Source organism: Photorhabdus luminescens subsp. luminescens, assembly GCF_001083805.1.
Lineage (GTDB): Bacteria > Pseudomonadota > Gammaproteobacteria > Enterobacterales > Enterobacteriaceae > Photorhabdus > Photorhabdus luminescens.
The window spans coordinates 47,479-73,857 of record NZ_JXSK01000003.1 but is presented as its reverse complement, the minus strand read 5'-3'; the positions used below and the strand labels follow the sequence as shown (position 1 = coordinate 73,857).

The window sequence follows — 26,379 nt, the reverse complement described above, 5'->3', positions numbered from 1 at the left end:
CAGAAGTAAGAGGGAAAATAAATGAAGATGTCAACACGACTGACTTCGCATATTGAAAAGGGAGTGGTGGGGTTTCCTACTGCACTGGCAAGTTCTGTCGGGGTGATCATGGCGAGTCCGGTTATTCTGACCGTGACCAGTGGCTTTGGGATTGGCGGTGATACTTTCGTATTGGCAATGCTGATCAGTTTTATCATGATGCAGGCCCAAGTGACGACGTTTGCTGAAGCGGCAGCTATTTTGCCTACCTCCGGCTCTGTCTATGACTATATCTCTTGTGGCATGGGGCGGTTTTGGGCAATTACCGGCGCGCTTTCGGCTTATTTGATTGTCCATATTTTTGCGGGTACAGCAGAAACTATTCTCTCCGGTGTTATGGCATTAGTGAATTTTGACAGCCTTAATACGATGGTGGAAAGTTATAACGCTTCATGGATGGTCGGCGTTGGGCTTGTTATTACGTTCGGATTACTTAATGCGTTGGGTATTGAAGCGTTCGGTAAAGTTGAAATTGTGCTGACATTCTGCATGTGGAGTACGTTGGTTATTTTCAGTATTTGCGGATTATTAATGCCATTTGCGGTACCGCTGGAAAGTTGGTTTGGCGAGGGGCTTAAATTAAGTGATCCCTTGGCGGTGCTGAGTCTGGTCGGTATGGCGATGTTTATGTTTGTCGGCTGTGAACTGGTAACGCCAATGGCGCCGGAAATTAAAAATTCTGCCAAAGTTCTGCCGCGAGCAATGATAACGGGCCTGTGTGGGGTGGCTGTCTGTATGGGCCTATATGGCGCGTCAATCAGCCATCAGGTAGAAAATGTGCTGGTGGATGTAGAAAATAATGTTCGCTTGCTGGAAACGCCAATGGCTATTCCTGCTTTTGCCGGCCAGGTGATGGGGGATTTTGGTAAATATTGGATCGGTATTGGCTTATTACTGGCGGGAGCGGCAACAATTAATACCCTAATGGCGGCGGTACCGCGTATTCTCTATGGTATGGCATTGGATGGCGCATTACCGCGTATTTTTGCTTATCTACATCCACGTTTTAAAACGCCAATCTTTGGGATTTTGGTTGCGGTAATGATCCCCTGTTTGCATACCTTTATTATTCAAGGTGATTTGAACCGGATTATGCCTTTGGTATTAGCAGCGGTATGTGCCTGGTGTGTTGCTTATTTGCTGGTGACATGTTCTGTGATATTACTGCGTATTCGTAGACCTGATTTGCATCGTGCTTATAAATCACCGTTTTTCCCATTACCTCAAATTATCTCCAGTGTAGGCATTATTTTGGCGATTATTCACATTACGCCTCCGGGAATGAATCCCGGTGATGTGTATATTCCATTCGCCATTATATTGGGTCTGACCGCCAGCTATGCCCTATTCTGGACGCTTTGTGTACAACGGGTTAATCCATTTAAACCTGTACCCGTTGAACAGGTACTTTCGCATACTTTCGCTAAGGGTGAATTGCTGGAGGTGCAACTTGAGCCACTTCGTTCCCTTAATTGATGGTATTTGGCGGCGGTTGAATAAACCCCGCTATCCTACTGGCTATCAGGCGGGTATAACGCTAAATCGGCTGGAACAGAATTTGTCGCCTTACTGTTGTGAGCGATTATCGGCAGAAAGTTTGCAGGTGACGTTACCTGATGGATTGCAGATTGAGGTTTGTGAAAAGCCGAAGGCGTTATTTCTGGCCTATATTGTGAGTTGTTGTTTTCGTTTGCAGGGAATCACTTCACTCAAGGAAAGAATCGTTATTAAAGCCAAGGTAAAGGGGATATTTCGGCGAAAGACCGTGACTTATTACTGTTGTCATGGCGCAGAGTTTGGGCAACAGATTATTGATTTACTTAATCAGTATCCATTAATTGGCGAAACGTTAGCGGAGCTGGATTTCCGGGATCTCATTTTGAATATTCATCAAGGACAATGGCAATTTGAAGTGGAACATTTTGCCGCTTCTGAGGTTGTTAGCCGATTGCCGGCCAGTCGTCGTTATTTGCGTTTGACGTCTGAGCAGCGCTATTTGTTGCTCAGTACCTTGTTGATGTTTAAGCAACTCATGGAAAAGATCTAACATTTTACCGCGTGAGATGTCGCGCTTATCGATCATGATTTCTGGAGAGCCCCATGATTATTAAAGAACGTATTCAGGCGCGTTTGAAGCGATCAAAGCGTTATGTGTTCATCCGTGACGACTTTAAAGATATTGCCGGTTACGATCAGGTAGGAAAGATACTGCGTAGTTTGGTCAAAGAAGGTCAATTGCTGAAAGTGGGATACGGTGTTTACACCAAGGCTCGGAAAAACAGTATTACTGGGAAAATAATGCCTGCTTCTCCGGGAGGTTCTGATGCGGTTATTCTTGAAGCATTAGAGCGTTTAAAGGTGAAATACCGTTTGGATGGAGCTTCTGCTGCTTATATTGGCGGTAAATCAACACAGATTCCCGCTTATACCCAAGTTAAAACCACACCCCGTTTTAAACGGGTGTTATCGGTGGGGCACAGCCGGTTATTTTAAAGCTCCTGCCTTAAACGAAGATTATAAAGCTCGTTGTACTCATCCGCTTTCCTGGGATAAAGGAGCTGGACCGCGAGCTTAAGCTCCACTCCCGGATCAATGGTGTGACCAGTTTTATTTATCAGAGCAATAAAGCCTTCTGTTTCGCCGTCCACCTCCAGCCAGTCCTTCTGTGTTTCCAGCCAGTCAGGATCAAGCACTGCGCCTTTCTGCAGGAGGAACGTCAGACGCCATTTTACAACCCGTAAACTTTCAGATTTTAAGGTCAATTCGTAATTATAGATCCACTCCGGCTGGTCCCAGACTTTCTGCCAGTGTCCGAGGAGCTTCTGGTCCACGTTAAGGTCCCGAACAGTGACGACCGTTACTTGAGATTGTATCTGGCTGTCACCCGCATTGATTATTCCGGAGGGAAGCGTGAGGGAGGTTGCCAGCAATGCGGTACCGGCATTCACTCCTGTGACGGGAATATTCACCCTCAGTGTGTCCGCTGCTGGAAGGGTTACAGTAGTATTAAATTCCCCAACTGTCAGAACGGCGGTATTTCCGGAGACGGGCTCCAGCACGACACCAGCTATCTCAATATTACTTTCATTTCTGATGTCAAGGGGAGCATAGGACAGCACACCGCCTGTAATTTCCATTTGTCTCGCCATTAACATCCTGATTGTTACCGACCTTTCCGTGACGTTAGCGTTTGTTTTCTTCACATTATCGCCATGATTAATTATGCCGAGCGGCGTATGCAGATGTGCCGTCAGCGTTGTACTTCCCTTACTGTGTCCCGTTAACGGAATTTTAACTGTGACTGTGTCATTCGCTGGAATATTTACTGTACGGTTAAAATTCCCCACGGAGACCTTCGCGGGATCGCCGGACACAAAATCTATCGTTGCTCCGTTTACGGCAACCGCACTCTCATTTTTTATTTTTAATTGCGTTTCAATGGTCTGGTCAACAGCCAGCGAAATGCCATTTTCCAGCATTATTATCAGCGTGACCCGTTCCACAGGAGCCGACACAACAGACCGTGTGGCATCATTCCATGTACCTCCTCCCGGAAAAGTGTGCTTAGTCAAGTCAGGAAAATCCGTTCCTGCCTCGACCCTGAGTGTTTCGCCATTGATATGAAGGCCGGAAACCAGTGTTCCGGCTTTGCTCATTTTATTGACCACGCCTGAGACACCGTGGCGTCCCCCGACAATAAAGCCATAAGATGCCAGTTGTGCCTCATCCAGTTGTATATCCGGACCGATGGCCAGGATATTTCCGTCAGTATCTTCCTGGTTATAACTGACATGAGTGTAGAGACACAATTTCCCGGCCGGGCATGCGCCTTTACCTTTACCGCCTCTGATTAACTGCACATCATCTGCTTTTTTCATAAAAATATATCCTGTAAGGTGAAAATTAGGTTCAGATATTATTTCATTACGTATATCCCGTAACATATTTATACTTAGCTCACCGACATAAATTTGTAAAGTCAGCAACCGACAGAAAAATGCGTAATAGTATTAAATAGTATGATGCATGCGTATAAATTTACCTGTCTTTTTCTCATGACAGATTGATAAAACCCATTTCTTCGCTATCTTTAATATTGTAGTTTATCCTTTTCAATGAGTCAGAATTTTAAGGAGGAGTCATGCTTCAGATTAATGAAAAGACCATGTCAAGAGAGCCCGTAAAACTTGAAGGAATGAAACTTGAGTTTGAAAGCGGAAATGTGGAGACAGGAATTAGAGGACCGGATAATCAATCAGGCGTTCGATACAACCTGAAATTCAAATTAATTCTTAACTTTGATTCATTTATAAAAACCGTCCAAGAGAAGCTGCCTTATTTCTTCAACGACTATTTAAACAATGTTCGCCCTGAATTAGGTGGTTTTGCCTATTATGTTAGTAATTTCCCAATAGGGCATGCTAATTATCTCAAAGAAAAAAAAGACCTTCACGACTTCCTGATAAGGAGTTCCAGCTGGATCACTGACTGGGCTGAATCAGTGGGAACAGGTTATTTAATTAAGTATGAAAAACCATCTTTTTCCCTGTCGCCTGATGACAATGAATTGTATATCAACGCCTCAAAAAGTTTCATTTTTTCAGATGTCAATAAGACATTTGAAGTTAAGGATATCCCGCTAACCAGACTGGACTGGGCTCTTTATCTGAGGGATGAAATTGAAGATGATGGTATAGGTGGCGAGCTGAACCTTGCCTATTATCCTAACGAAACTGTCGATATTGATGGTTCCCGGTTATATAGAGGTCAGCTTTACCTCTCCGGTAAGCACCTTACTCCTGGTGTTATTTCTCCCGAACAGATAAAGGTTGCAAAATAAGGTAAAAACAGAGGGGGAAGGGTCAGTCGAAAGCCTCCCTCTGCCAACTGTAACGAATTGCTGTTCATCAGCCAAACAGGAAACTAGAAAAAAATGGCACTCCCGATTTGCTTATTATGCGGTGATATTACCAGAAACCCTGTTTCGACCTGAAATTGTTAATATTATTGATTGGTTTGTCGAGCAGTCTGATTTGTCTGACGATTGCGTGGGAGAAGGTTCATTAGCTTGGAACTAATTTGAGTCGTTGTGATATGTCACTGTGATTTTTCATGATCAATTGACCATAAGAAGGTAGATAGCTTTCTTGTGTACTTTGATATTCTCTTTCTTTGCCGACAACACAATAAATTCCATTTATGCGTTTAGAAAGGGACACCGTGATATTTATTTCCAATTTTTGAGAATTAATGATATTTTCATTTGTTTAGCGGTATACAGGGTAATATTTTAAATGCGAGTGATATTTTAGTAGTTAAATTATTAAATATTTATCTTGAGGGGAGATATAGCGAGATGATCTACTTATACACTGATAGTTCTCCAAATGGATATAAGATTACAATTGCTTTGGAAGAGTTGGGATTGCCATATGTATTAAAGCATATACGAATTGATCAGGGTGAAAATAGAGAACCTGAGTTTTTACAGTTAAATCCCCACGGGCGTATACCGGTACTTGTTGATGAAAGTACGGATGTAACGCTTTTTGAGTCGTCGGCGATTCTGCTTTATCTGGCTGCTAAAACTAACCAATTATTGCCGGAAGAATTTAAAAGCCGTTGGCAGGCGATTATGTGGTTAACATTTCATTCTTCTAGCGTCGGGCCGATATTGGGACAACGGGTTCACTTTGAAATATTCGCGACTGAAAAAAATCATACGGCTATACAGCGTTATCGCCGCTTAACGGAAGAAGCTTTCTCTACCCTGAATAAACGGCTTAGTGATCGTCCCTTTTTGGCCGGAGATGAGTATTCCATTGCCGATATTGCCAATTTTGGTTGGACTCATATTGCCAAAATTATTGATTTTGATTTTAGTCACCATGAATATCTAAGCGCATGGCACGAACGTATAGCCTTAAGGCCCGCAGTGCAACGTGGGATTATAATACCGGAGCCGGCGACCGGCCCTTAATTTATATATCAAATGCAGTGCTCGATAGCAAGGCAAGGAATTATTGCGCCTTTGAAGATCGATTTACCGATACCCAATGGATTTCAAGATGCATCGCGACGGCAAAGGAGCGAATCCCCGGGAGCATAGATAACTATGTGACCGGGGTGAGTGAGCGCAGCCAACAAAGAGGCAACTTGAAAGATGACGGGTATAAAATCAATCCCATTTCTGAGGAAGTCATTAATGTCTAGAGCTAGAACAGGTGAGGAGTATATTGAAAGTCTGCGTGATGGAAGAACCATTTTTCTGAATGGAGAAAAGATCACGAATCATGTGGATCACCCTGCTTTCCGGAATGCAATCAGAACGGTAGCTTCACTTTATGATTATCAGGCAGAACACGCTGATCGAATGACGTTCGAAACTTCTGCTGGTAAACGTGTTGGTTTATATTGGGAACTTCCTACTACTCGAGAGAAATTAATTGCCAGAGGTGAAGCCGCATATGATTGGGCAATGCGGAGTTGTGGTTGGTTAGGTAGAAGCCCTGACCATGTTTCTTCTGGTATTGCTGGCATGATGACTCATCTGGAAATATTTGAGGAATATTCCAAGGATAGGGCTGAGGCGTTAAAAAATTACTATTTATATGTCCGCGATAACGATATTTATTTGGCTTTCACATTAATTAATCCGCAGGGCGATCGATCTAAAATGCCCAGTGAACATGTAAAAAACGTATTTCATACTCTTGGTGTATTGGAAGAAAAACCGCAAGGAATAATTGTTCGCGGGGCTAAGATGTTAGGAACGGCTGCTGTCCTTGCAGAAGAAGTTGTTGTTGGCGTATTGAATCCGCTCAAAGAGGGAGTGGATGATAAATATGCTTTGTCTTTCGCATTACCGTTGAATACGAAAGGGATAAAAATTCTTTCCAGAAAATCCTATGAAATAGGCAGCAATAAATTTGATTCTCCTTTAGCGCATCAATTTGACGAAAATGATGCTGTCGTTTATTTCGATGATGTTTTTGTTCCGTGGGAAAGAGTTTTTGTTTATAAAAATACGGAGATGTGTCGCCAGCAATTTCTGGCAACGAGCGCTGATGTTTTAATGGATGTTCAGGGTATGGCTCGGTATGCTGTTAAGCTGCATTTTTTAACGGGTTTGGCCCATCAACTTACCGAAGCTATAGGCGTCAATGAGTTTCCTGCGGTTCGTGAGTCATTAGCTGAACTTGCTTGCTATGCCACGAATATTGAAGGGCTCTTTCGTGGCTTGATTAGTCATCCTGATCGATATAATGAGTATTATATTCCCAATCGATTACAACTATATGCTTGCCAGGTTGTATTGCAGTCAACTTATCCAAAGGTGATAGAAAACATCAGAAAACTTTCAGGCGGCGGCGTGATTATGTTACCGTCAAATTATATTGATTTAGCAAACCCAGAAATTCGTGACTTAATAGAAAAAACACAATATTCAACTTTACTGGCGCCCATTGAACGAGTGAAATTATTGAAATTGGTGTGGGATGCGATCGGGTCTGAATTTGCATCACGTCATACTCAATATGAGATATTCTATTCAGGAGCCCGTCATGTTGCTCTGTCTCGTCTTTATGATAAATATGATTGGGATTTTGCTAAGAGTATGTGCAGAGGGATTTTAGATTCTATTGATGTGAGTTGAATTAGGGGATTTCATTCAGATACAGTTAAGCCATGTTATTTTCATTAAATTTTCAGCGTCGGGATAGATTATATCCCGCTTTTTTATTGTTTAATTTTTTAGAGTATGAGGTGGTTTAACTAATATAATGTCAATATGTTGAATTATCTATCCGCCTATAAATTATTTTATCAGGTTAGATAATCATTTCTCTGAAATATTTTGACATATTTATGTTTTATTAGTGAAAGTTAACACACAGTTTGTTATATTAATGATAGTAATTGTTCTTCTTATTAAATAAGAAATTAGTGCATGATTTGCTGAGTTAAAAAATTGAATACTAATAATCAACAATTAAAAAAGAGAAAAAAATGAAAATAAACATAATGATATGTGCTCTTATGGCTTCCTTTAATGTCTTTGCCTCTCAGTGTTACCAAATAAAATTTCAGCAAGACCAGCAAGCAATAACCGGGAATTTTAATACTCAGGGAATATCGTGTATTGAATTTAAAATTCAGCCTGAATATTATGTCCAAGGATCGGCATTGGGTATGCAGGAATTGGTGGTGCAGAAAGGTCGCCAACAACATATTCGCACGCTTTTCACTGATAATCCGATAGATGCTCGTCAGTCAATTGGTTTTACTGTTCCTCGGACGGGAAAATATCGGTTGGCAGCCAAGGGCAAAGCAGGAGAACCGTGGCAGCTTACATTGTCATTTCCACCTTATATCCCAAGGGATAATGACGCCAGACAACAACCAGAAAGCCCGCGCCTGAAACAACTCCAAATTGAAGTCGCACAAGGAAAAAGTACCCATGCCTTCTGGCGAGAAATAACCCGCAAGGGTGCGCCGTTGATTGAAGATTATGATGATAAGAATAAGCGCGTCACTTTCCTGTGGCGTGGAGCGAAAGCGAATGTCTTTATTCTGGGTGCGCCGAGTGGCGATCATGATCCGATGTCACATTTGGCCGGTACTGATGTTTGGTTTCGCAGCTATATCATTCCGTCAGATACCTTGATGCAATATAGATTGGCGCCGGATTTGCCGCAGATTGAAGGCTCGGCTGACGAACAGCGTAGGTCGATTTTAATTACTGCTCAAGCCGATCCGTTGAATAAAAATGTCGTACCGGCTGTGTCAGAAGATGCGTTTAACCATGATTCATTGCTGGCGTTAAGACCGACTCTGTGTGATATCGCACAATTCAAACAATGGCCTTTGCAGGGAGCGACGAGACTTCATCAGCTTGAGAGTAAGATTTTGGGTAATAGCCGGGAAATTGCGATTTATCAACCGGTTACTCCGATGAAACAGCCTGCTATGTTGGTGCTGTTTGATGGGAAGATTTACCGTAAGCAGTATTATATTGATAAATTTTTCGATTCCCTGATTGAACAGGGCAAGATCCCGCCGATGTATGTGGTGTTTATTGATAGCCTGGATAGTGCGCGTCGGAGCCAGGAATTGCCGCCCAATCCTAATTTTGCTGCATTTATGGCGAGTGAGTTGATACCGTGGCTGGCTGCTCAGGGTATTAAAGTGCCGGCAGAGCGTACCATTATTTCAGGTTCCAGTTATGGTGGATTGGCATCTTCATGGGTGGCGTTTAATCATCCTGAATTGTTTGGCAATGTTCTTAGTATGTCTGGTTCATATTGGTGGGCCCCTCAGGGAGAAAAACCGGAATGGTTGATCCGTGAATTTGCTAAAGCGGAGAAAAAACCACTGCGTTTCTATTTACAGGCGGGCTTGTTTGAAACCCGTGTGGGGGAATTGGAGGGCATTTTATATAATAATCGTCGCCTGAAAGAGACGTTATTACAGAAGGGTTATCCAGTTGAATCTAGTGAAGTTTCTAGTGGTCATAATTATATTTCGTGGTGTGAAACCTTGTACCACGGCACCCGGTCGTTGGTAGCAAAATGGTGAGTTAATTTATTTTCTTCACATAACTGTCACATAGTTTATTTAGTATCCCTTTATCAGATAGCGATGATTTTTATTCCGATTACGTTTTAATAAGGAAATCTTAATGTCGAACAAGTATACGAAAAGTTTGGTTGCAGTTATGGTCTCTACCTTAATTTCAGGTGTTAGCTTACCGGTGTTGGCGGCTGGCGATCAAAATGCCGATCAAATTATGGCGGAAAGTCGGGCGGTAAAAGGTGATATTACGGAATTTGGCGGCGCTCGCCGTATGACTCAAAACCAGACCGAGGCATTAAAAGCAGCGATAAATAATCATAAAGCTAAGAACGTTATTTTGTTTATTGGTGATGGTATGGGGGATTCTGAGATTACTATTGCCCGTAACTATGCGGAAGGTGCGGGTGGATTTTTTAAAGGAATTGATGCCTTGCCATTTACCGGCCAATACACTCACTATTCTCTGGATAAAAAGACGCGTAAACCCAACTATGCGACGGATTCAGCCGCTTCTGCCACTGCCTGGTCTTCTGGTATAAAAACCTATAATGGCGCGTTGGGTGTCGATGTATTTGGAAAAGATCATCAAACCCTGCTTGAGCTGGCAAAAGCGAATGGTAAAGCAACAGGCAACATAACGACGGCTAGGATACAGGATGCAACGCCAGCGGCGCAGTATGCGCATGTCACTAACCGTGATTGTTATGGCCCGCAAGAGACAATAGAAAAATGTCCAACTAATGCGCTAGAAAATGGCGGGCGTGGTTCGATCACAGAGCAATTATTAGCGGCTCGTGCTGATGTCACATTAGGTGGGGGCGCCAAGATTTTCGCCCAGAAATCGGTTGCCGGCGCTGGCAAGGATAAAACGCTGGAACAGCAGGCACAGGAACAGGGTTATCAGTTGGTTCGGGATGCTAAGTCACTGGCATCCGTTACCAGAGCGGATCAGAAAAAACCGTTGTTGGGCTTGTTCCATGAAGACAATATGGACATTGCTTGGGAAGGGCCTAAAGCAGTTTATCACGGTAATATTGATAATCCCCCAGTGACTTGTAAAGTCAACTCGAAACGGAATCCTGATACGCCGACGTTGGCGCAGATGACGGATAAAGCCATTGATCTGTTAAAAGGGAATAAAAAAGGTTTCTTCTTACAAGTGGAGAGTGCTTCTATTGATAAGCAGGATCACAAAGCTAATCCTTGTGGGCAGATTGGTGAAACTGTCGCATTGGATGAGGCGGTACAAGTTGGCTTGAAATATGCGCGTAAGCACGGTGACACATTAGTGATTGTCACTGCGGATCATGCTCACTCCAGCCAGATTATTGAAGCCCATATAAAATCTCCGGGGCTGACTCAGGCATTAATCACTAAAGATGGTGGGGTGATGGCGGTAAATTACGGTACTTCTGAGGGTAAGGAACAGGAACATACTGGTACTCAACTCAGGGTGGCCGCTTATGGTCCTCAGGCAGCTAATGTTGTGGGTCTGACTGACCAGACAGATCTGTTCTTCACGATACGTGATGCGATGCAGTTAAAGTAATCTTGTGCGTGGTTGAGGAATAACGAATTAAGGCCGGATATTCTCTGGCCTTAATTTTTTTGTGCTTTTTCGTATATATTTTTCTCTAATCATACCAGTAGGAAAAATCCGGCTTTGAACTAAACAAAGTTATTTAGAGATATACTCTAAATTTGATGAATAAAGTAGTGATATGGAAAAAGCCATTAAAGTTAGTGATGCTATTTTAAAAAAATAATTAGGCTGTATATAACTACTTTGCATATGCGCAAGATGTAAAGTCTTTCCTAATAATGCCCATAAGCAGGAAATTGGATATAGAATTGAAAGTAAAATTACCATTGAGGATAAGTATATAATGGGTAATTCGAAAGCATAAGTTGATTAAATAAGTAAAGCTGTCATCGGAATGGTCTAAATTGGCACAGGATGAAGATAAGGAAGGGTTAGATATATCATCCCGATATAATAAAGGTTTAAAGACTGAAATTTTTCCAATTTTTAGGGAATTATTCTCATTGAAGGTTTCTTGCTCAGAATAACTTGGTTTTATAATGTCATGTATGAGCAGCCATCCATTCAGTAAATTTGATCTATAGATGTTGTTTGATGGCAGCTTTTTGTGTTTATATTACATAGGATTCATAATGTTCAGAGGTGAATTGATTTATGCCACCGTTAATCTTAAGGTTATTACCAATAATACTTATCATTGGAATGGTTCCATCATTTATAGAAGTTGACATCACGTTGCCAGCATTTCCCCAAATGCTAAAGTTTTTTTCTTCGACTGAATCGGCAGTGCAATTTACTCTAATAGTCAATTTTTTAGGGCTGTGTCTATTCACGCCTATTTTTGGTCCACTTTCAGAATCATATGGGCGAAGAAAAATAATTTTAATCGGAGCTGCTCTATTCTTTATTGGTAGCGTAGGTTGTTCAACTGTGGTTGATCTTAATCAGTTGTATTTATTTAGGTTTATCCAAGGGGCTGGGTGCAGTGCTATTTGGGTTGTCGGGTTTATAATTTGTTCGGATACTTATAAAGATGAGGAGTCAGTACAGGTTTTTGGAATTCTCAACGCAGCAATATCAATGGCCCTTATTATAGCTCCCATTGCTGGTTCTCTTATTGTTGCACATTATAATTGGAGATTTACCTACCACTTAGTGGCTTTACTGAGCTTTCTTTCTCTTATGGCTGTGTTCATCATTCCTGAAACAAATCGTAATACGGTAAAGTTGAGGGTGAATAAGGTCGTCAAAAGTTATTGTCAACTTATATTCAATCCGCGTTTCTTAATATATGCTTTTACTCCTGGGCTATTAGTATCTGCATGTATTGCATATGTATCTGTTGTTCCCTTTTTATATATAGATAAAATGGGAATGAGTTACTACATATTTGCAGTACATCAATCGATATTAGGGATATGTTTAGCAGTGGCTGGATTTTATTCTGGCGCTTTGAATAGAAAGATTGGATCAGCTAATTGTATCTATTTGAGTATTATAATTTGTTTGATAGGTTGTAGTTCATTAATGATATTCAGTAATATTTATCCCGAATCTGCAATACCTTTCACATTGTCGATGGCCGTTATTTGTATAGGTTCTGCTTTTCAATATAGTATGGTGTTCTCTCGTTCTTTGGCGTTGTATCCTGAGTTAGTTGGTTCAGCATCATCCCTATTAACTTTTTTTCGACTTATTTTTTTCAGTTTCAGTGTTCTTATTTCAGGATGGGCATTTACTGGAAAATTATTTAATTCAGCAATTATAGTATCATCAATAATTACTATGGGGTTGTTATTTTCATTGTTTGTTTTAATTGATTTGCGAAACAATGCAGTTAATAGGAAAATTAACGAAGGGTCACATGTTAGTTGATTAAAGGAGTACTTATTCTGAGTAGTAAAATTATCATTATTATTATTAAGTTAGAATTTGGCTCGCTTTCGATTGAGTTCCGTTATGACGAGATGTATTCAACTCTGTAGTATGTTGAATCGAAATAATTTGAACTGGTGTCACAAGATATTGATTTGATCTGCCAGATTAGTAATTGCAACTGGCTTGTACTTCACACTTTTTTGTATATGATATTGGTAATCATTATCATTTGGTTGGGCGCAAGTTATGATCAGGATTAAAGGCAGAGAGAAATCGCTTTTCTGGCAGGGTATCACCAGCTTGTGGGGAATAGGTTTATCTAGTTTGGCTGGCATACTGTTCGTCATCATTAATCCCGGCATTGAGCAGTTCAAAATGGGGGTGGTATTAGCGATGCTGCTGACGCTATTTATGCTGTTAAACCAGAAGTCACGCCATTTTTTGTTGATACCGTCAGGGTTTGCTGTGTTGTGTGCTTTATTGGCGGGAATACATCAGTTTGGCTGTTTTTGATGTTTTATTGCAGAAAAGATGGATGGGAAACTCAATACGGAAAATGAACAGATTGGTGCGAAAGGAGGGACTTGAACCCTCACGTCCGTAAGGACACTAACACCTGAAGCTAGCGCGTCTACCAATTCCGCCACCCTCGCAGGTACTGTCATTCTACTTTTTATTGCCTAATTTAATATTGGCCGAATTCAATCAGCGGCTGTCTGATTTGGTGCGAAGGGGGGACTTGAACCCCCACGTCCGTAAGAACACTAACACCTGAAGCTAGCGCGTCTACCAATTCCGCCACCCTCGCAAATTCAGACACTATCAATCTGTTGATTGACAGCACGGAGGCGGATTTTAGTGGTTTTTTAGCAGACGTCAATCATTATTTAATTGTAGCGTTGCATGGTTGTCGTAAAAATCATCATTCTTCTATTGTTTTGTTATTAAAGATAGCCTGTCCTTGGATCAAGGACAGGCTGAGTCAATTAGAATCTTTTTGTCGCCTGATAAACTTTGAATTTCCCTGTCTGAGCAATGACTTCATGAGTGCCAAAAGTTTTATCCAGTAAATCGGGATAAGGCAAGAAGGCATTGGCAACAATCCGCAATTTTCCTCCGGGCTTGAGGTGGTTGGGAGCCTGACGGATCAGATCATCGGCGGCCAGTAAACTGGTTTTTAATCCTTCATGGAAAGGAGGATTAGAGATAATCCAGTTGAATTTATCTTCAATATTGGAATAAACGTTACTGACAACCACATGACCTTCCAGTTTATTGGCTTTTAAGGTTGCTTTACTGGAGGCAATGGCCGCTGCATTAACATCACTGAGAGTCAGTGCTAACTCAGGATTTTTCTTACCCAATACCGCAGCCAGAACACCTGCGCCACAGGCGATATCCAGTAAATTGCCAGAGAGCGGTTTGTCAAAGGTAGAAAGCAATAAACGGCTGCCAACATCCAGTTTATCTTGGCTAAATACTCCAGGTAACGTATTCACGATGACATTTTCCACCTGATAACTGTTCCACCAGTTATCCTGTTCGAACTGCACTTCATGTTCTAACTGGCCGTAAAACAGGCTGCAACGACGGGCACTGTCGATTTTTCGAAACGTCGCCATGCCTTCCATCAGTTTATCTACACTACGTACTCCGCTACGGTTTTCTCCGACAATAAAAATATTGATACCTTTTGGCAAAATAGAGAATAGGCTGCGTAATTGAAAGCGAGCTTCCTGTTTACTTTTAGGCCAGTAGTAGATCAGGGTGTCACAACCCTGGGTAAATGCTTTTTCGGCTACCAGGCCAAACCAGGCGTGATCATCTAAAGTACGGATCAGTGATTGCCAGTGATGATATTGGTTAGTGTGCACTCGCACACTGGCAGCATCAATTTGGGTTGCCAGTGTGTCCTGAATATCACCGGCGAAGAGCAGGTGATGAGAGTTAAATTGCTCACGGTGACGCAAAATAACTTCACTGGCGGGGGTTAACGCAGACATGTGTCTATAAGCTCCTTTATGTTTTGTGTCCAAGTATCAGGGAATGATAAATCTAACACCCAATATTGGCGCAGATTGTGGCCTCTGATAACATATCGCCGATTATTTTTTACAGCAGGTGGTATAAATATGATAACCCGGCGCGACAGGTTATTAGCTCAATTGGGGATTACCCAATGGACCTTACGTAATCCGGCAGTTTTACAAGGTGAATTAGCTGTTCACTTACCTGATACCACCCGTCTGCTGATTATTACCAATGACCACATTGATTTAACTAATTCATTATTAATAGATATTTTCACCGCTATGGGACTGGATAAATCCTCTGTTTACTGCATTACAGCAAATAATGTTGCAATGTTACCGGAACAGGTTAATTGCCCATATTGGTTGTTAGGTGTGGATATTACACTATCATGGCCGGGAATTTCTTTGAGAAGCCCGGCATTAAATGATTTATATTGTGATGGACAGGCAAAACGTTCTCTCTGGCGACAGATTTCTCAACATGAACAACATTTCGCTATTAACTCCCGCTGATCTCCCGTCCGCTTTTCTGGTTGAGAAAGCCAGTCACGCGTTCCCGTGGAGTGAAAAAACATTTTTCAGCAATCAGGGTGAGCGGTATTTGAATTATAAGATTGCGATTAAGGAACAACTTATTGGCTTTGCGATAACCCAAGTGATATTAGATGAAGCAACCCTGTTTAATATTGCTGTTCATCCTGGCTATCAAGGTAAAGGTTATGGTAAAGCATTATTAGAATATTTAATCTCAATTCTGCCGGGTAAAGGGGTGAATACCTTATGGTTAGAGGTCAGACAATCGAATCATTCCGCTATTAGATTGTATGAACAATCAGGGTTTAACCAAGTCTCTGTTCGTAAGCGCTACTATCCTACTGCGACAGGTAAAGAGGATGCTGTCATCATGGCGTTGCCGCTGTTTGCCTAATAAGTGCTATAAAATTGATTGATTGTTTATAACGCCAATTTCAGCGAAAATGAGCGCCAATTTTTCATTCACCCACGGGTTTGGCAACGGTTTTCCTTGCGGGGAAGCGTCTGATGTTGAATACAAGCCCGTATAGAAAGCAGAAGATTGTTATTGATGTCAAATTCCCCTTTTCAGCAGGAAGTCGCTAAACGGCGAACTTTTGCTATCATTTCTCACCCTGACGCAGGGAAAACGACGATTACTGAAAAAGTGTTGCTGTTTGGACAGGCGATTCAGAAAGCCGGTACGGTGAAAGGTCGTGGTTCAAACCAGCACGCGAAATCTGACTGGATGGAAATGGAGAAACAGCGTGGTATTTCCATTACCACTTCTGTGATGCAGTTTCCTTATCAAGATTGTCTGGTTAACCTGTTGGATACGCCGGGGCATGAAGATTTCTCCGAAGATACTTATCGCACATTGACGGCGGTTGACTGTTGCTTGATGGTCATTGATGCCGCTAAAGGGGTTGAGGATCGGACACGTAAATTGATGGAAGTAACCCGTCTGCGCGATACCCCGATTTTAACGTTCATGAACAAGCTTGACCGCGATATCCGTGATCCAATGGAACTGATGGATGAAGTGGAAAATGAGTTGAATATCGCTTGTTGTCCGATCACCTGGCCGATTGGCTGCGGTAAGTCTTTTAAAGGGGTTTATCACCTCTATCTTGATGAAATTTACCTGTATCAGACCGGAAAAGGGCACACGATTCAGGAAGTCCGCGCCATTAAGGGGCTGAATAATCCTGAACTGGATGCCGCGATTGGTGAAGATTTGGCTGAACAGTTGCGTCAGGAACTGGAACTGGTGCAGGGGGCTTCCCATGAATTTGATCATCAGGCGTTTTTGCAAGGTGAACTGACACCGGTATTTTTCGGTACTGCGTTGGGTAACTTCGGCGTTAATCACATGTTAGATGGTTTGGTGGAATGGGCGCCTGCGCCGATGCCGCGTCAGACAGATGTTCGCCAAGTCTCCGCTCAGGAAGATAAATTTACCGGTTTTATCTTTAAGATCCAGGCCAATATGGACCCTAAACACCGCGACCGCGTGGCTTTCTTACGTGTTGTGTCAGGTAAATATGAAAAAGGCATGAAGCTGCATCAGGTCAGAATTAAGAAAGATGTGGTGATTTCTGATGCGCTGACATTTATGGCGGGTGATCGCTCTCATGTGGATCATGCCTATCCGGGAGATATTATCGGTTTGCATAATCACGGGACAATTCAGATTGGCGATACCTTTACTCAAGGGGAAGATCTGAAATTTACCGGTATTCCTAACTTTGCCCCGGAATTGTTCCGTCGTATTCGCTTGCGTGATCCTCTGAAACAAAAACAACTGCTGAAAGGATTGGTTCAATTATCTGAGGAAGGCGCTGTACAGGTATTCCGTCCACTGGCAAATAACGATTTGATTGTGGGAGCCGTGGGTATTCTCCAGTTTGATGTGGTTGTTGCTCGTTTAAAAAGCGAATACAACGTTGAAGCGTTATATGAACCGGTAAACGTCTCAACGGCGCGTTGGGTTGAGTGTCATGACGCTAAGAAGCTGGAAGAGTTTAAACGTAAGAATGAGCAAAATCTGGCGCTCGATGGTGGTGACAACCTGACCTATATTGCTCCAACGATGGTTAACCTAAATCTGACGGGTGAACGTTATCCTGACGTCAATTTCCGTAAAACGCGGGAACATTAATATTTTTAAGGCTAACAATGAGTTAGCCTTTTTCTTTACAAAAATATATGTAACACAAGAATAATTTATAATTTAGTCGGCAAGATCCGACTTACTTTTATAGCGCTTTGCTTTATTTTCCTGTTATTATTTCCTCGGTCTTTACTGTGTTGCTGTTTTTATTTTCCGATTTTATTGGAAGGGATAACCTATTTTCTAATCCTAACGAGGGTTGTGATTCTGTTTAGATGACTTAGGTTATGTTGTGCAAAGAGATGTGTAAAGACAGCTTGAATGGCTTTATAGATTCAGAAATCTAACCGGCAATAAGGAAGGTATAGAATGAAGAATGTTAAATTGGCTCACTTGTTAGCGGCTATTGCCTTGGGTACCACTTTAGTTAGCAATAGTGTACTGGCGGAGGAGTCTTTTAAAAATAAAGCGACACAAGCACTCGACAGTGCTGGTCAGAAAATCGATGATTCAATGAAAAACATCGATGGTTATATGGGTGACAGTGCTACCACGGCGAAGATTAAAAGTGAGTTGTTGGCGGCAAAAGGGATCAACAGTAGTGATATCTCAGTAAAAACAGAGGGGAGAGTCGTTTATATTTCTGGTTTTGTGAAAAGCGAGAAACAATCCAGAGAAATTATAGAGATTATCTCTACAGTGAAAGGGGTCAAGTCGATTCAAAATGGTCTGACCATAAAAAAATAATATATTTTGTTAATTGAGTGGTTGTTTTCCATTCAAATAATTTTGTGTTGTACTAATCGAATAGCACTAACCAGATATGCGCCCTCACCAGGGGTACTTTTATCAAAATATTGACTATGTAGCACCATAATATAATGACGGATAATAACTTTCCAAGTTATGCTCTCTATCCGTCATTTATTTTCTTGGGGGCTGTGTGGGAAAACGTATACCGATAACGTTGGGGAATATTGATCTATTATCCTATAAATATAAGTCGTCTATTAAATCTGGAAAGGTTGCGCTTGTTTGTGAAGGTGGAGGTCAACGCGGCATTTTTACTGCGGGCGTGTTGGATGAATTTATGCGTGTTGAATTCAACCCGTTTGATCTACTGCTTGGCACTTCGGCAGGCGCTCAGAACCTTTCAGCTTATATTTGTGGGCAGCGTGGATATGCCCGGCGTGCTATCAGTCGCTATACAACTAATCCAGCCTTCTTTAACCCTTTGCGTTTTGTACGTGGTGGTCATTTAGTTGATTTAGATTGGTTTGTGCAGACCGCTTTTCAGGACCTGCCATTGGATATCCCGACAGCTTTACGTAAATTTGCAGCAGGATGTGAATTTTATACGTGTGCATGTCGTTCAGATAATTTTGAGCCTACCTATTTCCAGCCTGATGAGAACAACTGGCTGGAAGTGATTAAGGCATCAAGCGCCATTCCTGGGTTTTATCGCAATGGTGTGACGATCAATGATGTTGTTTATTATGATGGCGGCATCAGTGATGCTATTCCAGTAGAAGAGGCGTATCGGCGTGGAGCTGATACCATCGTGGTGATCCGTACAGTCCCTTCACAGCTCTATTACACGCCTGATTGGGTGCAACGAATGGAACGTTGGTTGGGGGATAGCGGCCTGCAAAAGATGGTGCGGATGCTACAACAACATGCGAAAAGCTACTACCGCATCCAGAAATTTATTGAAAATCCACCCGATGATGTACAGATTTTTGAGATCTACCCGCCTGCTCCTTTAACTAGCAGTGCATTAGGTAGCCGTTTGCCGGCACTGAATAGGGACTATTACCTTGGGCGTCGCTGTGGGCGCTATTTTCTGGAGACAGTGGGCCACTTATTTAGTGGTAATAAGTTTAGTCTTGCTAAGGATAACAACGACCGTTTAAGCGGTAACACCTTGTGCCAGAACGAAGAAAATGCGTTACTGACCGCTTTAGCCGCATCGTCGGAACAAGATTAATAACGGATAGATTCATGTTTATTGATACCCATTGCCATTTTGATTTCCCGCCGTTTCGTGGTGATGAACAGCAGAGCCTGCAACTGGCGGCACAGGTTGGTGTGGATAAAATTATTGTTCCTGCTATCAGTAGGGCAAATTTGCAGCGGGTATCTGAATTGGCCCATTCTTATCCAGCAATTTATGCTGCGTTGGGCTTGCATCCTCTTTATATCGATCAACATCGGGAAGCGCATCTTGCGGATCTGGAACAATTTCTGAAACAGAAACATGAGAAGTTGGTGGCGGTTGGGGAGATTGGGCTTGATCTCTATATGGCTGAACCACAGTTTGAAAAGCAGAAAGCATTGTTATGTGCTCAATTGCGGTTAGCAAAACAGTATGAATTACCGGTTATCCTTCATTCCCGAAAAAGCCATGATCAATTGGCCGCGATTCTAAGAAAAATCAACCTTCCCTGTACCGGTGTAATACATGGATTTGCGGGTAGCTTATCGCAGGCAGAGGCTTTTATTAGTTTGGGATATTACATTGGGGTAGGGGGAACCATTACTTATGAAAGAGCGCAGAAAACACGTCGAGTAATGGCTGAACTTCCATTAACGTCTCTGGTATTGGAAACCGATGCCCCGGATATGCCACTTTTCGGCTTTCAGGGAGAGCCTAATCGGCCGGAAAAAATTGCTGGAGTTTTTGCTTCGTTATGTGAACTTCGTCGCGAATCTCCTGATGAAATTGCTAATCAACTTTATCATAACAGTGTTGAATTGTTTCGATTGGTTATATGATTTATAGAGTGATTTTAACCATCGTTAGCAAAGGTGTGGTTAACTGAAATTGGATAAAATGATGGCGGATTAACACTCAAGGCGTCGAAGCTATGATATATACCCTATGGATTTCAAGATGCATCGCGACGGCAAGGGAGTGAATCCCCTGGAGCATGTGACCGGGGTGAGCGAGTTCAGCCAACAAAGAGGCGACTTGAAAGATAACGGGTATATGCAATTAAAAAAACGGTACCCCAACCGTGAGTTTAGTTGCTCAACGTTTGAGGCGCCGTCCATTTTCCAAATAATCTTGAGAAATTTTATTCGTGGATTGCATAAACCAACGGTACAGTTATTCGTAAAATCTGCTTTTACTTAAATATTAACCATACCGCCATCGATAATAATGTCAGTTCCCAACAAAAACTTAGACTCATCTGAAGCGAGGAAAACGGCCACATCTGCGACATCCGCCGGGGTTCCTAGATGTCCGGCTGGAATCATAGCGCTCACTTCCTGATATACACGTTGAGTATTGTTTATCCCTAATTTGTCGAATGCCGGAGTCATTATTGGGCCGGGGCTAATACTATTAACTCGAATCTGACGATCTACGAACTCCGCAGCTAAAGCACGTCCCATAGCTAATAAAGCTCCTTTGCTTGCTGAATAAGTCGCACTTGTTCCACTTTTACCGATATGACCACTGACTGAGCCGGACAGAATGATGGAAGATGGTCTCGCAAGAAGAGGGAGCATGGATTGTAAGAGGAAAAACGGCCCTTTTAAATTAATCGACATGAGGCGATCAAAACCCTCTTCACTTTCTTCTTCTAATTTATGACTCGTCACAATTCCGGCATTAAGAAAAAGCGCATCAATCTGCGGCCAGCGCTCTTTAATTGTATCCCTTAAGATTACTTGTGATGCCAAAGACCCTGCGTCACTGGGTATAACCCAAACATCCTTGCCAAAGAATCTCTGGGCAAAATCTAATGTCTCTGGATTGTTTCCAGTAATTGCAACATTAGCTCCTTCAGCATGGAATTTTTTTGCCGTTTCGAAACCAATACCGGTTGTTCCTCCGGTAATTAAGGTATATTTCCCCGATAGTCTAAACATGATTGTTTCATTCCTCTTAAAAAATGCCTACTAGGATAGGCTTTTAATTGATGTATATCCTGCTAAATTCAAAGTTCTTCACGAACTGCAAGCCCCAAGTTTTGCAACATGGGTGCATTCTCACATGCAATATAGAGAGCCTCATCAGTGACACTGCTATTTATATGTTGATGCCATGCCCATACAGGCACATATATCGCATCACCGGCTTTCCATGAAACATGTTGCTCGCCAATTAATGAATATCCCTCTCCATTCACGATATAGATGATCGTTTCATAGCTATGTCTGTGTTTACGCGTGGATTCTCCAGGTTGTAATCCTCCTAATGTCATACTCAAAACTTTACTGGGTAAATTAACCATAGCCACTTTATGACGTCTTTCATTTGAGAAATTCAAATCTTGGCTAATTTCAGAATTTAATACATTTTCATGAATTAATTGCTTTGGTTTATCTTCAATTAATTCATCAGGAATTTTATTAAAATCTCCAGAGGAGAAATGATTCATTTTCACCATAATTACCTCTAATATCGTCTCTTATTCCAAAATTTGCATTTTTTTACTATTTTGAGATAACGTTAAAAACACTTTATTTTAAAAGTAACTTAGCCATATCTTCTGCCAGGCGTTTATCATGCTCTCTATTATCCCGGCAATACCATGCGATATGTCCATCAGGTCTGACAAGAACACAGGCGTTTTCATCAAAATGACAGCGACCATAAAAATCACCATAAATGTCGTTAATTTCTTCGCCAGGACCAATAATATATGCATTTATTTTGCAAGCATGTTCTTGGTTATATTTTTCTACTGCCGAAATCCATTTCTTTCCCGCTATTCCGGTGAACAATGAAAATTTCCCATGACCAACTAAATTAATTGAAGATATAATTTTTCCCTTTTGGCTTAACCAAACATGTGGAATTCGCGCGCCAGGTGTAAATGTAGAGTGATACATGAAAAATAGATCGTCACTTTTTTCTTCTTCGTTAGAAACTCTTTCGCTCAAAATAGCCGCCGATCTATAACATTGGTTTAGCTCAGCTCCATGCCCATTAAGCTCATAGTTCTTTAATCTTAATGCCTTATAAAATCTACTCCTTCTCGTTATGCCAATATCCTCATCAGAGGAAAGAAATTCTGCGGTAGAGACTGTAGGTTTATCCAACCCTAATGAAAGACTCAGTTCTTGGCTTTCACTTATACTTTGCATTGCTCGGGCAACAACCGCTTTTCCTACTGGAACTCTCTCTTGATTATAAGTTTTTAACAATTCCTGTCCTGCATAATGTTTGAGAACATAGGCAAGTTTCCAACATAAATTATAAGAATCTTGAATCGAGGTATTAGATCCCAACCCATTATTGGGTGGATGCCGATGAACCGCATCGCCAACACAAAATATTCGTTGATTAGAATACTCCTCCGCATACATATTATTTACCGTCCAGGTCGATATTGACTTAATATCTATATCCACATCATAATCGCCGATAAGCTTTTTAAGAATATTGACCGCATCATTCTCGGTAATTATGGGCGGCGGTTGGGTGATGTCGTAATTCCATACTCCCAGCCATTCTTTCCACGGACGCACCATTCTTAATGCACCCAGGCCAATTCCACCAGAAATAGCTTCATTATTAAAAATGAGAAATAACGCGCCGGGCCGATGAGAAACTAAAGCAGATAGATCAGCATCAAAGAAAATATTTATACAGCCAGCAAGATTCAATTCGCCTTTCATCGGCAGTTGTGCATCGGAACAAACTTTACTTCTGGCGCCATCAGCCCCAATAAGATATTTAGTCCGTATTTGGTACTCCCGCTTTTCTAAGCGATCAAAAGCCGTTACCGTAATACCCTGTTTATCTTGTGTGGCCTGTATATATTCTGACGAAAATTTAACATGTGCTCCATTTTTAATAGCACGGCCAATCAATATCGGTTCAAGGTAAGTTTGTGGTATATCACAGATACTAAATGGACTCGCTATTTTATAATCACTTAAACGTTCTGGATGCGCTCCCCATGATTTTATTCTCGCAATCTCGTTTCCTGCCAACGTCTCGCAGAATATACTATTGCCCATTATCTCATTTAGTACTGAGCTTGCCATTAATTCATCACCAACACCAAACTCCGATAATATTTCTATTGTCCTCTGATTTGTTATATGTGCACGAGGTGTATTAGCCAACCACCGATGTTTAGTGATGACCATTGTATTAATCCCATAACTACTCAGAAACAAAGCTGCTGCGGAGCCAGAAGGGCCACTACCTACGATAAGAACATCTGTCTCAATCATAATATTGTGTTCCGTATTTAATTCATGTTAATACCCATATCCCCGGAAAATCATCTCTTATTTACCTATAATCTTATCCAGTATTGAACCTATATTGTTAGGAACCTTATCGCCTTTCCAGGCAATATATTGGTCGGGACGTACTAAAAGGAGCCTTGCTTGATACAATTGCCAGGCATCACTACCGGAAAGATCAATAATCTTGATCGGAATTTTACGTTGATATGCCTGATCTAATAGTTCAGATACCTCTGGGAAATAAGCCCCTACCCGAAGTAAGCTAAAGCCAGTGCCTAAAATATCGAATAGCGATATTTTTGCTCCAGGAACCGGTGTGAGCCACAGATGCGGCAATCGGCCTCCTGGCACATGACTTGGCTGATAATGAATAAAGTCATCATCCGGTATTGGCGCACTATTAATAATGTGGGGAGAATGGTCATATCTGGCGCCAAGTTCAACACCGATAGAAGAAAATTGACTGCGGAAAGTACTTAGCTCAATCCCCATTTTTTTGCGGGCCAAATTCCCTGCGGAATCTGCATCTTCTAGATTTGTCGGTATGGATAATGATGAGACCCGCTGCGTTAAAAAACGGGCGGCAGCGGTATTTCTCAATGCAATTGGGCGGCGTTCGCTTTCATAAGAATCCATTAACGCATTACCTGCCCAACCCTTGATAGACGCAGCAAGTTTCCAGGCTAAATTACTCGTATCATCAATGCCAGTATTCATGCCAAAGCCGCCGGTAGGCGAAAATAAATGAGCGGAGTCGCCTGCTAAATATATTTTTCCGTCAGAGAATCTTTCAGCGACAAGCGCCACGCCACCTTTCCATACCGAATTACTCAGAACGGATACTTCGAGATCTGAGCCTATTCCTGCCTGAGCCATACGAATTAATTCTGACTCATTGATAACCTTTCCATGTTCACTTTGAGTCATAAGTAAAAAATCATCTTTGCCATCCAGGCTGATAAATAACATTCTCAACATCGGGCAGATGATATTGTACATCCAAGATTCTTTGTCTTTTAATATCCCTTGGTGAAGCCCAGGGATACGGATATAACTGGATATCATGCCGCCAGTCAGAAAACCTATTTTAGCTTCAACCGTTCCTTCATATGCGATACCAAGCTTGGAACGAACAAAACTTTGTCCACCATCGCAGCCAATCATATAGCTTGTGTGCCAGACTTCATCGGGATGTTTTCCCTGAATACACTCTGCATAAAGTTTTACGTCATCTTTAAGCTGGATAAAATCTTTAACGCGCCAGCCATATTTCATGGTGATATTTGGACGACTACGGGCATGTTGTAGTAAAAACTTTTCAACATACATTTGGTTGACCCGCATCAAGGGTTCTGGAACGGGATCGGTCGAAATAGTATGTTGGAGCCTGGATATTTTCTGTATTCCTGACGGCATATTGATACGAGCGAGTTCCCATCCATTAAGCCGGGTAAAATATGACACATCCAGCGGAAACTCTTTTGGCAATCCTAATGCCCGAATAGCTTGAGATATCCCTAAACGACGATAATGTTCCATCGTGCGAGCATTATGGGTATTACCCTTGGGGTGCCATCGGGTTTCCTCGTCCAAATTAAAAATAACCGAACGAATACCGTATAAATCCAGAAATAAAGCCAGCATTAAGCCAACGGGTCCGCCGCCGACGATGGCTACTGGAGATTCATTTTCTATAGTCAAAATTAACCCTCCTTAATCATGACCCGTGGCAATTAACGACTTAGATTAAAGATGTCAGTTGAAAGATTTTATATATCTGTGCATTTTTACCTGTTCCTTGTTCCTCATATAAAACAAAATAGTTGTAGCCGTGTTCTGTGAGTAACTCACTAAATGCGGCTTCATTTCCCTGGCTGCTAAACCCGATGAGTATCTTCCCTTGAGGATTAAGATATTTTCTTGCTTCTTGCAGGAAACGTTTATGGGTTATATATCCTGGGTCGTAAAATGCGTGATAAATTTCCTCTTTAAAAGTGTAATTTTCAGGAACAAATAAGAAATTAGAGTTCCAGAAAATAATATCAAAACTTTCACCATCTTTTAATATGTCAAATAAATCTCCATGCCTGACAGAAATTAAATTATTTACCCGATGCCGGGTCACATTAAATAAGGTGTTTTTCACTGCCTCTTCGCTAATATCAGAAGCAACAACGGGATAACATCCTGCTAGCGCCGCTGTAATAGCTGTCACTCCCGCACCACAGCCTAACTCCAAAAAAGAGCTATTTCGTGCATAAGGAATATTCCGGGTAAAAATACCGGTGGATTGGAAATGAGTGGGAGGGAACACATTTTTATGAATGTTAAATAACCTGCCCATACATTCAAACTCAGAAATATCGGAGGATTCAGCGAGAATCAATTTTTGTTTTATAGCGTCGATAACCGGTTTTTCATAAAGATCTTCATTCACTGTAATTTACCTTCTCTATTATTAATGTTAA

Annotated in this window: 24 protein-coding genes and 2 tRNA genes; 17 read left to right on the top strand and 9 right to left on the bottom strand. The window is 41.7% G+C overall.

Features of this window, described 5'->3' with window-relative positions; translation table 11 throughout:
• Positions 1 to 21 precede the first annotated feature (21 nt).
• From TI10_RS08490 to TI10_RS08480, 3 genes are read left to right on the top strand one after another with little or no spacing between them, the layout of a single operon-like run.
• Entirely contained in the window at positions 22 to 1,515 is a 1,494-nt protein-coding gene (locus TI10_RS08490; protein WP_049582886.1) for an APC family permease, read from the top strand.
• Complete coding sequence (locus tag TI10_RS08485; RefSeq protein WP_049582885.1) at positions 1,490 to 2,086, top strand: DUF3156 family protein; 597 nt, start codon at positions 1,490 to 1,492, stop codon at positions 2,084 to 2,086. The genes TI10_RS08490 and TI10_RS08485 overlap by 26 nt, the downstream gene beginning before the upstream one ends.
• Positions 2,087 to 2,139: 53 nt before the next feature.
• The gene (locus TI10_RS08480; RefSeq protein ID WP_049582884.1) at positions 2,140 to 2,532 is read left to right on the top strand and encodes a DUF6088 family protein; all 393 of its coding nucleotides are present in this window, start codon (positions 2,140 to 2,142) and stop codon (positions 2,530 to 2,532) included.
• Here TI10_RS08480 and TI10_RS08475 read toward each other — a convergent pair.
• Positions 2,529 to 3,917 carry a hypothetical protein gene (locus TI10_RS08475; protein WP_049582883.1) on the bottom strand — a complete coding sequence of 463 codons (1,389 nt, stop codon included), beginning with the start codon at positions 3,915 to 3,917 and terminating at the stop codon, positions 2,529 to 2,531. The two genes, TI10_RS08480 and TI10_RS08475, sit on opposite strands and share 4 nt — an antisense overlap.
• Before the next feature lie 263 nt (positions 3,918 to 4,180).
• Between TI10_RS08475 and TI10_RS08470 the strand changes: the two genes are divergently transcribed.
• The 8 genes from TI10_RS08470 (at position 4,181) to TI10_RS08435 (ending at position 13,549) form a co-directional block, all read left to right on the top strand.
• Positions 4,181 to 4,879, top strand: a complete 699-nt coding sequence (locus TI10_RS08470) for a hypothetical protein (protein ID WP_049582882.1) — start codon at positions 4,181 to 4,183, stop codon at positions 4,877 to 4,879.
• Complete coding sequence (locus tag TI10_RS25680; RefSeq protein WP_049582881.1) at positions 4,869 to 5,117, top strand: hypothetical protein; 249 nt, start codon at positions 4,869 to 4,871, stop codon at positions 5,115 to 5,117. Before TI10_RS08470 ends, TI10_RS25680 begins: the two co-directional genes overlap by 11 nt.
• A 278-nt stretch (positions 5,118 to 5,395) precedes the next feature.
• Positions 5,396 to 6,019, top strand: coding sequence for a glutathione S-transferase family protein (locus TI10_RS08460; protein ID WP_049582880.1), 624 nt, complete (start codon positions 5,396 to 5,398; stop codon positions 6,017 to 6,019).
• A gap of 225 nt (positions 6,020 to 6,244) precedes the next feature.
• Positions 6,245 to 7,696 (top strand): 4-hydroxyphenylacetate 3-hydroxylase family protein, encoded by a 1,452-nt coding sequence (locus TI10_RS08455; RefSeq protein ID WP_049582879.1) that lies wholly within the window; start codon positions 6,245 to 6,247, stop codon positions 7,694 to 7,696.
• Positions 7,697 to 8,079: 383 nt separating this feature from the next.
• A complete protein-coding gene (locus TI10_RS08450; protein WP_244161552.1) occupies positions 8,080 to 9,618 on the top strand; it encodes an alpha/beta hydrolase-fold protein in 1,539 nt (512 codons plus the stop codon).
• Between the two features lie 103 nt (positions 9,619 to 9,721).
• Positions 9,722 to 11,164, top strand: a complete 1,443-nt coding sequence (gene phoA, locus TI10_RS08445; protein ID WP_049582878.1) for an alkaline phosphatase — start codon at positions 9,722 to 9,724, stop codon at positions 11,162 to 11,164.
• 648 nt (positions 11,165 to 11,812) lie between these two features.
• Positions 11,813 to 13,033, top strand: a complete 1,221-nt coding sequence (locus tag TI10_RS08440; RefSeq protein ID WP_049582877.1) for an MFS transporter — start codon at positions 11,813 to 11,815, stop codon at positions 13,031 to 13,033.
• Positions 13,034 to 13,282: 249 nt separating this feature from the next.
• Positions 13,283 to 13,549, top strand: coding sequence for a DUF1435 family protein (locus TI10_RS08435; RefSeq protein ID WP_049582876.1), 267 nt, complete (start codon positions 13,283 to 13,285; stop codon positions 13,547 to 13,549).
• Positions 13,550 to 13,602: 53 nt separating this feature from the next.
• Here TI10_RS08435 and TI10_RS08430 read toward each other — a convergent pair.
• The 3 genes from TI10_RS08430 to rsmC form a co-directional block, all read right to left on the bottom strand.
• Positions 13,603 to 13,689: transfer RNA gene (locus tag TI10_RS08430), tRNA-Leu, on the bottom strand.
• 69 nt (positions 13,690 to 13,758) lie between these two features.
• Positions 13,759 to 13,844: transfer RNA gene (locus tag TI10_RS08425), tRNA-Leu, on the bottom strand.
• Positions 13,845 to 14,022: 178 nt separating this feature from the next.
• Complete coding sequence (gene rsmC, locus TI10_RS08420) at positions 14,023 to 15,039, bottom strand: 16S rRNA (guanine(1207)-N(2))-methyltransferase RsmC (protein WP_049582875.1); 1,017 nt, start codon at positions 15,037 to 15,039, stop codon at positions 14,023 to 14,025.
• A gap of 129 nt (positions 15,040 to 15,168) precedes the next feature.
• Between rsmC and TI10_RS08415 the strand changes: the two genes are divergently transcribed.
• The 6 genes from TI10_RS08415 (at position 15,169) to TI10_RS08390 (ending at position 20,470) form a co-directional block, all read left to right on the top strand.
• Positions 15,169 to 15,582: a DNA polymerase III subunit psi gene (locus TI10_RS08415; RefSeq protein WP_049582874.1), complete on the top strand. Its 414-nt coding sequence runs from the start codon at positions 15,169 to 15,171 to the stop codon at positions 15,580 to 15,582.
• The gene (rimI, locus tag TI10_RS08410) at positions 15,551 to 15,997 is read left to right on the top strand and encodes a ribosomal protein S18-alanine N-acetyltransferase (RefSeq protein WP_049582873.1); all 447 of its coding nucleotides are present in this window, start codon (positions 15,551 to 15,553) and stop codon (positions 15,995 to 15,997) included. Before TI10_RS08415 ends, rimI begins: the two co-directional genes overlap by 32 nt.
• Before the next feature lie 156 nt (positions 15,998 to 16,153).
• Complete coding sequence (gene prfC, locus TI10_RS08405; RefSeq protein ID WP_049582872.1) at positions 16,154 to 17,743, top strand: peptide chain release factor 3; 1,590 nt, start codon at positions 16,154 to 16,156, stop codon at positions 17,741 to 17,743.
• Between the two features lie 321 nt (positions 17,744 to 18,064).
• The gene (locus TI10_RS08400) at positions 18,065 to 18,442 is read left to right on the top strand and encodes a BON domain-containing protein (protein ID WP_049582871.1); all 378 of its coding nucleotides are present in this window, start codon (positions 18,065 to 18,067) and stop codon (positions 18,440 to 18,442) included.
• 196 nt (positions 18,443 to 18,638) lie between these two features.
• Positions 18,639 to 19,682 carry a patatin-like phospholipase family protein gene (locus TI10_RS08395; RefSeq protein ID WP_049582870.1) on the top strand — a complete coding sequence of 348 codons (1,044 nt, stop codon included), beginning with the start codon at positions 18,639 to 18,641 and terminating at the stop codon, positions 19,680 to 19,682.
• Positions 19,683 to 19,696: 14 nt separating this feature from the next.
• On the top strand, positions 19,697 to 20,470 hold the full coding sequence (locus TI10_RS08390; RefSeq protein WP_049582869.1) for a TatD family hydrolase: 774 nt from the start codon (positions 19,697 to 19,699) through the stop codon (positions 20,468 to 20,470).
• Positions 20,471 to 20,827: 357 nt separating this feature from the next.
• On the opposite strand, the gene TI10_RS08380 is transcribed toward TI10_RS08390, so the two are convergent.
• The 5 genes from TI10_RS08380 to TI10_RS08360 all read right to left on the bottom strand — a co-directional run bounded on the left by TI10_RS08380 (position 20,828) and on the right by TI10_RS08360 (position 26,348).
• Complete coding sequence (locus TI10_RS08380) at positions 20,828 to 21,574, bottom strand: SDR family oxidoreductase (protein WP_049582867.1); 747 nt, start codon at positions 21,572 to 21,574, stop codon at positions 20,828 to 20,830.
• A gap of 68 nt (positions 21,575 to 21,642) precedes the next feature.
• The gene (locus tag TI10_RS08375; protein ID WP_049582866.1) at positions 21,643 to 22,095 is read right to left on the bottom strand and encodes a cupin domain-containing protein; all 453 of its coding nucleotides are present in this window, start codon (positions 22,093 to 22,095) and stop codon (positions 21,643 to 21,645) included.
• Between the two features lie 73 nt (positions 22,096 to 22,168).
• The gene (locus TI10_RS08370; RefSeq protein WP_049582865.1) at positions 22,169 to 23,893 is read right to left on the bottom strand and encodes an FAD-dependent oxidoreductase; all 1,725 of its coding nucleotides are present in this window, start codon (positions 23,891 to 23,893) and stop codon (positions 22,169 to 22,171) included.
• A gap of 57 nt (positions 23,894 to 23,950) precedes the next feature.
• Positions 23,951 to 25,612 (bottom strand): FAD-dependent oxidoreductase, encoded by a 1,662-nt coding sequence (locus TI10_RS08365; RefSeq protein WP_049582864.1) that lies wholly within the window; start codon positions 25,610 to 25,612, stop codon positions 23,951 to 23,953.
• 40 nt (positions 25,613 to 25,652) lie between these two features.
• Positions 25,653 to 26,348: a methyltransferase domain-containing protein gene (locus TI10_RS08360; protein ID WP_049582863.1), complete on the bottom strand. Its 696-nt coding sequence runs from the start codon at positions 26,346 to 26,348 to the stop codon at positions 25,653 to 25,655.
• Positions 26,349 to 26,379 lie beyond the last annotated feature (31 nt).

Bases quoted from the DNA above. Each gene is read 5' to 3' on its own strand.
- TI10_RS08490 (WP_049582886.1), top strand. From the start codon at position 22: ATGAAGATGTCAACACGACTGACTTCGCATATTGAAAAGGGAGTGGTG.
- TI10_RS08480 (WP_049582884.1), top strand. From the start codon at position 2,140: ATGATTATTAAAGAACGTATTCAGGCGCGTTTGAAGCGATCAAAGCGT.
- TI10_RS08475 (WP_049582883.1), bottom strand. From the start codon at position 3,917: ATGAAAAAAGCAGATGATGTGCAGTTAATCAGAGGCGGTAAAGGTAAA.
- TI10_RS08470 (WP_049582882.1), top strand. From the start codon at position 4,181: ATGCTTCAGATTAATGAAAAGACCATGTCAAGAGAGCCCGTAAAACTT.
- TI10_RS08460 (WP_049582880.1), top strand. From the start codon at position 5,396: ATGATCTACTTATACACTGATAGTTCTCCAAATGGATATAAGATTACA.
- TI10_RS08455 (WP_049582879.1), top strand. From the start codon at position 6,245: ATGTCTAGAGCTAGAACAGGTGAGGAGTATATTGAAAGTCTGCGTGAT.
- TI10_RS08450 (WP_244161552.1), top strand. From the start codon at position 8,080: ATGGCTTCCTTTAATGTCTTTGCCTCTCAGTGTTACCAAATAAAATTT.
- phoA (WP_049582878.1), top strand. From the start codon at position 9,722: ATGTCGAACAAGTATACGAAAAGTTTGGTTGCAGTTATGGTCTCTACC.
- TI10_RS08440 (WP_049582877.1), top strand. From the start codon at position 11,813: ATGCCACCGTTAATCTTAAGGTTATTACCAATAATACTTATCATTGGA.
- TI10_RS08435 (WP_049582876.1), top strand. From the start codon at position 13,283: ATGATCAGGATTAAAGGCAGAGAGAAATCGCTTTTCTGGCAGGGTATC.
- rsmC (WP_049582875.1), bottom strand. From the start codon at position 15,039: ATGTCTGCGTTAACCCCCGCCAGTGAAGTTATTTTGCGTCACCGTGAG.
- TI10_RS08415 (WP_049582874.1), top strand. From the start codon at position 15,169: ATGATAACCCGGCGCGACAGGTTATTAGCTCAATTGGGGATTACCCAA.
- rimI (WP_049582873.1), top strand. From the start codon at position 15,551: ATGAACAACATTTCGCTATTAACTCCCGCTGATCTCCCGTCCGCTTTT.
- prfC (WP_049582872.1), top strand. From the start codon at position 16,154: ATGTCAAATTCCCCTTTTCAGCAGGAAGTCGCTAAACGGCGAACTTTT.
- TI10_RS08400 (WP_049582871.1), top strand. From the start codon at position 18,065: ATGAAGAATGTTAAATTGGCTCACTTGTTAGCGGCTATTGCCTTGGGT.
- TI10_RS08390 (WP_049582869.1), top strand. From the start codon at position 19,697: ATGTTTATTGATACCCATTGCCATTTTGATTTCCCGCCGTTTCGTGGT.
- TI10_RS08380 (WP_049582867.1), bottom strand. From the start codon at position 21,574: ATGTTTAGACTATCGGGGAAATATACCTTAATTACCGGAGGAACAACC.
- TI10_RS08375 (WP_049582866.1), bottom strand. From the start codon at position 22,095: ATGGTGAAAATGAATCATTTCTCCTCTGGAGATTTTAATAAAATTCCT.
- TI10_RS08370 (WP_049582865.1), bottom strand. From the start codon at position 23,893: ATGATTGAGACAGATGTTCTTATCGTAGGTAGTGGCCCTTCTGGCTCC.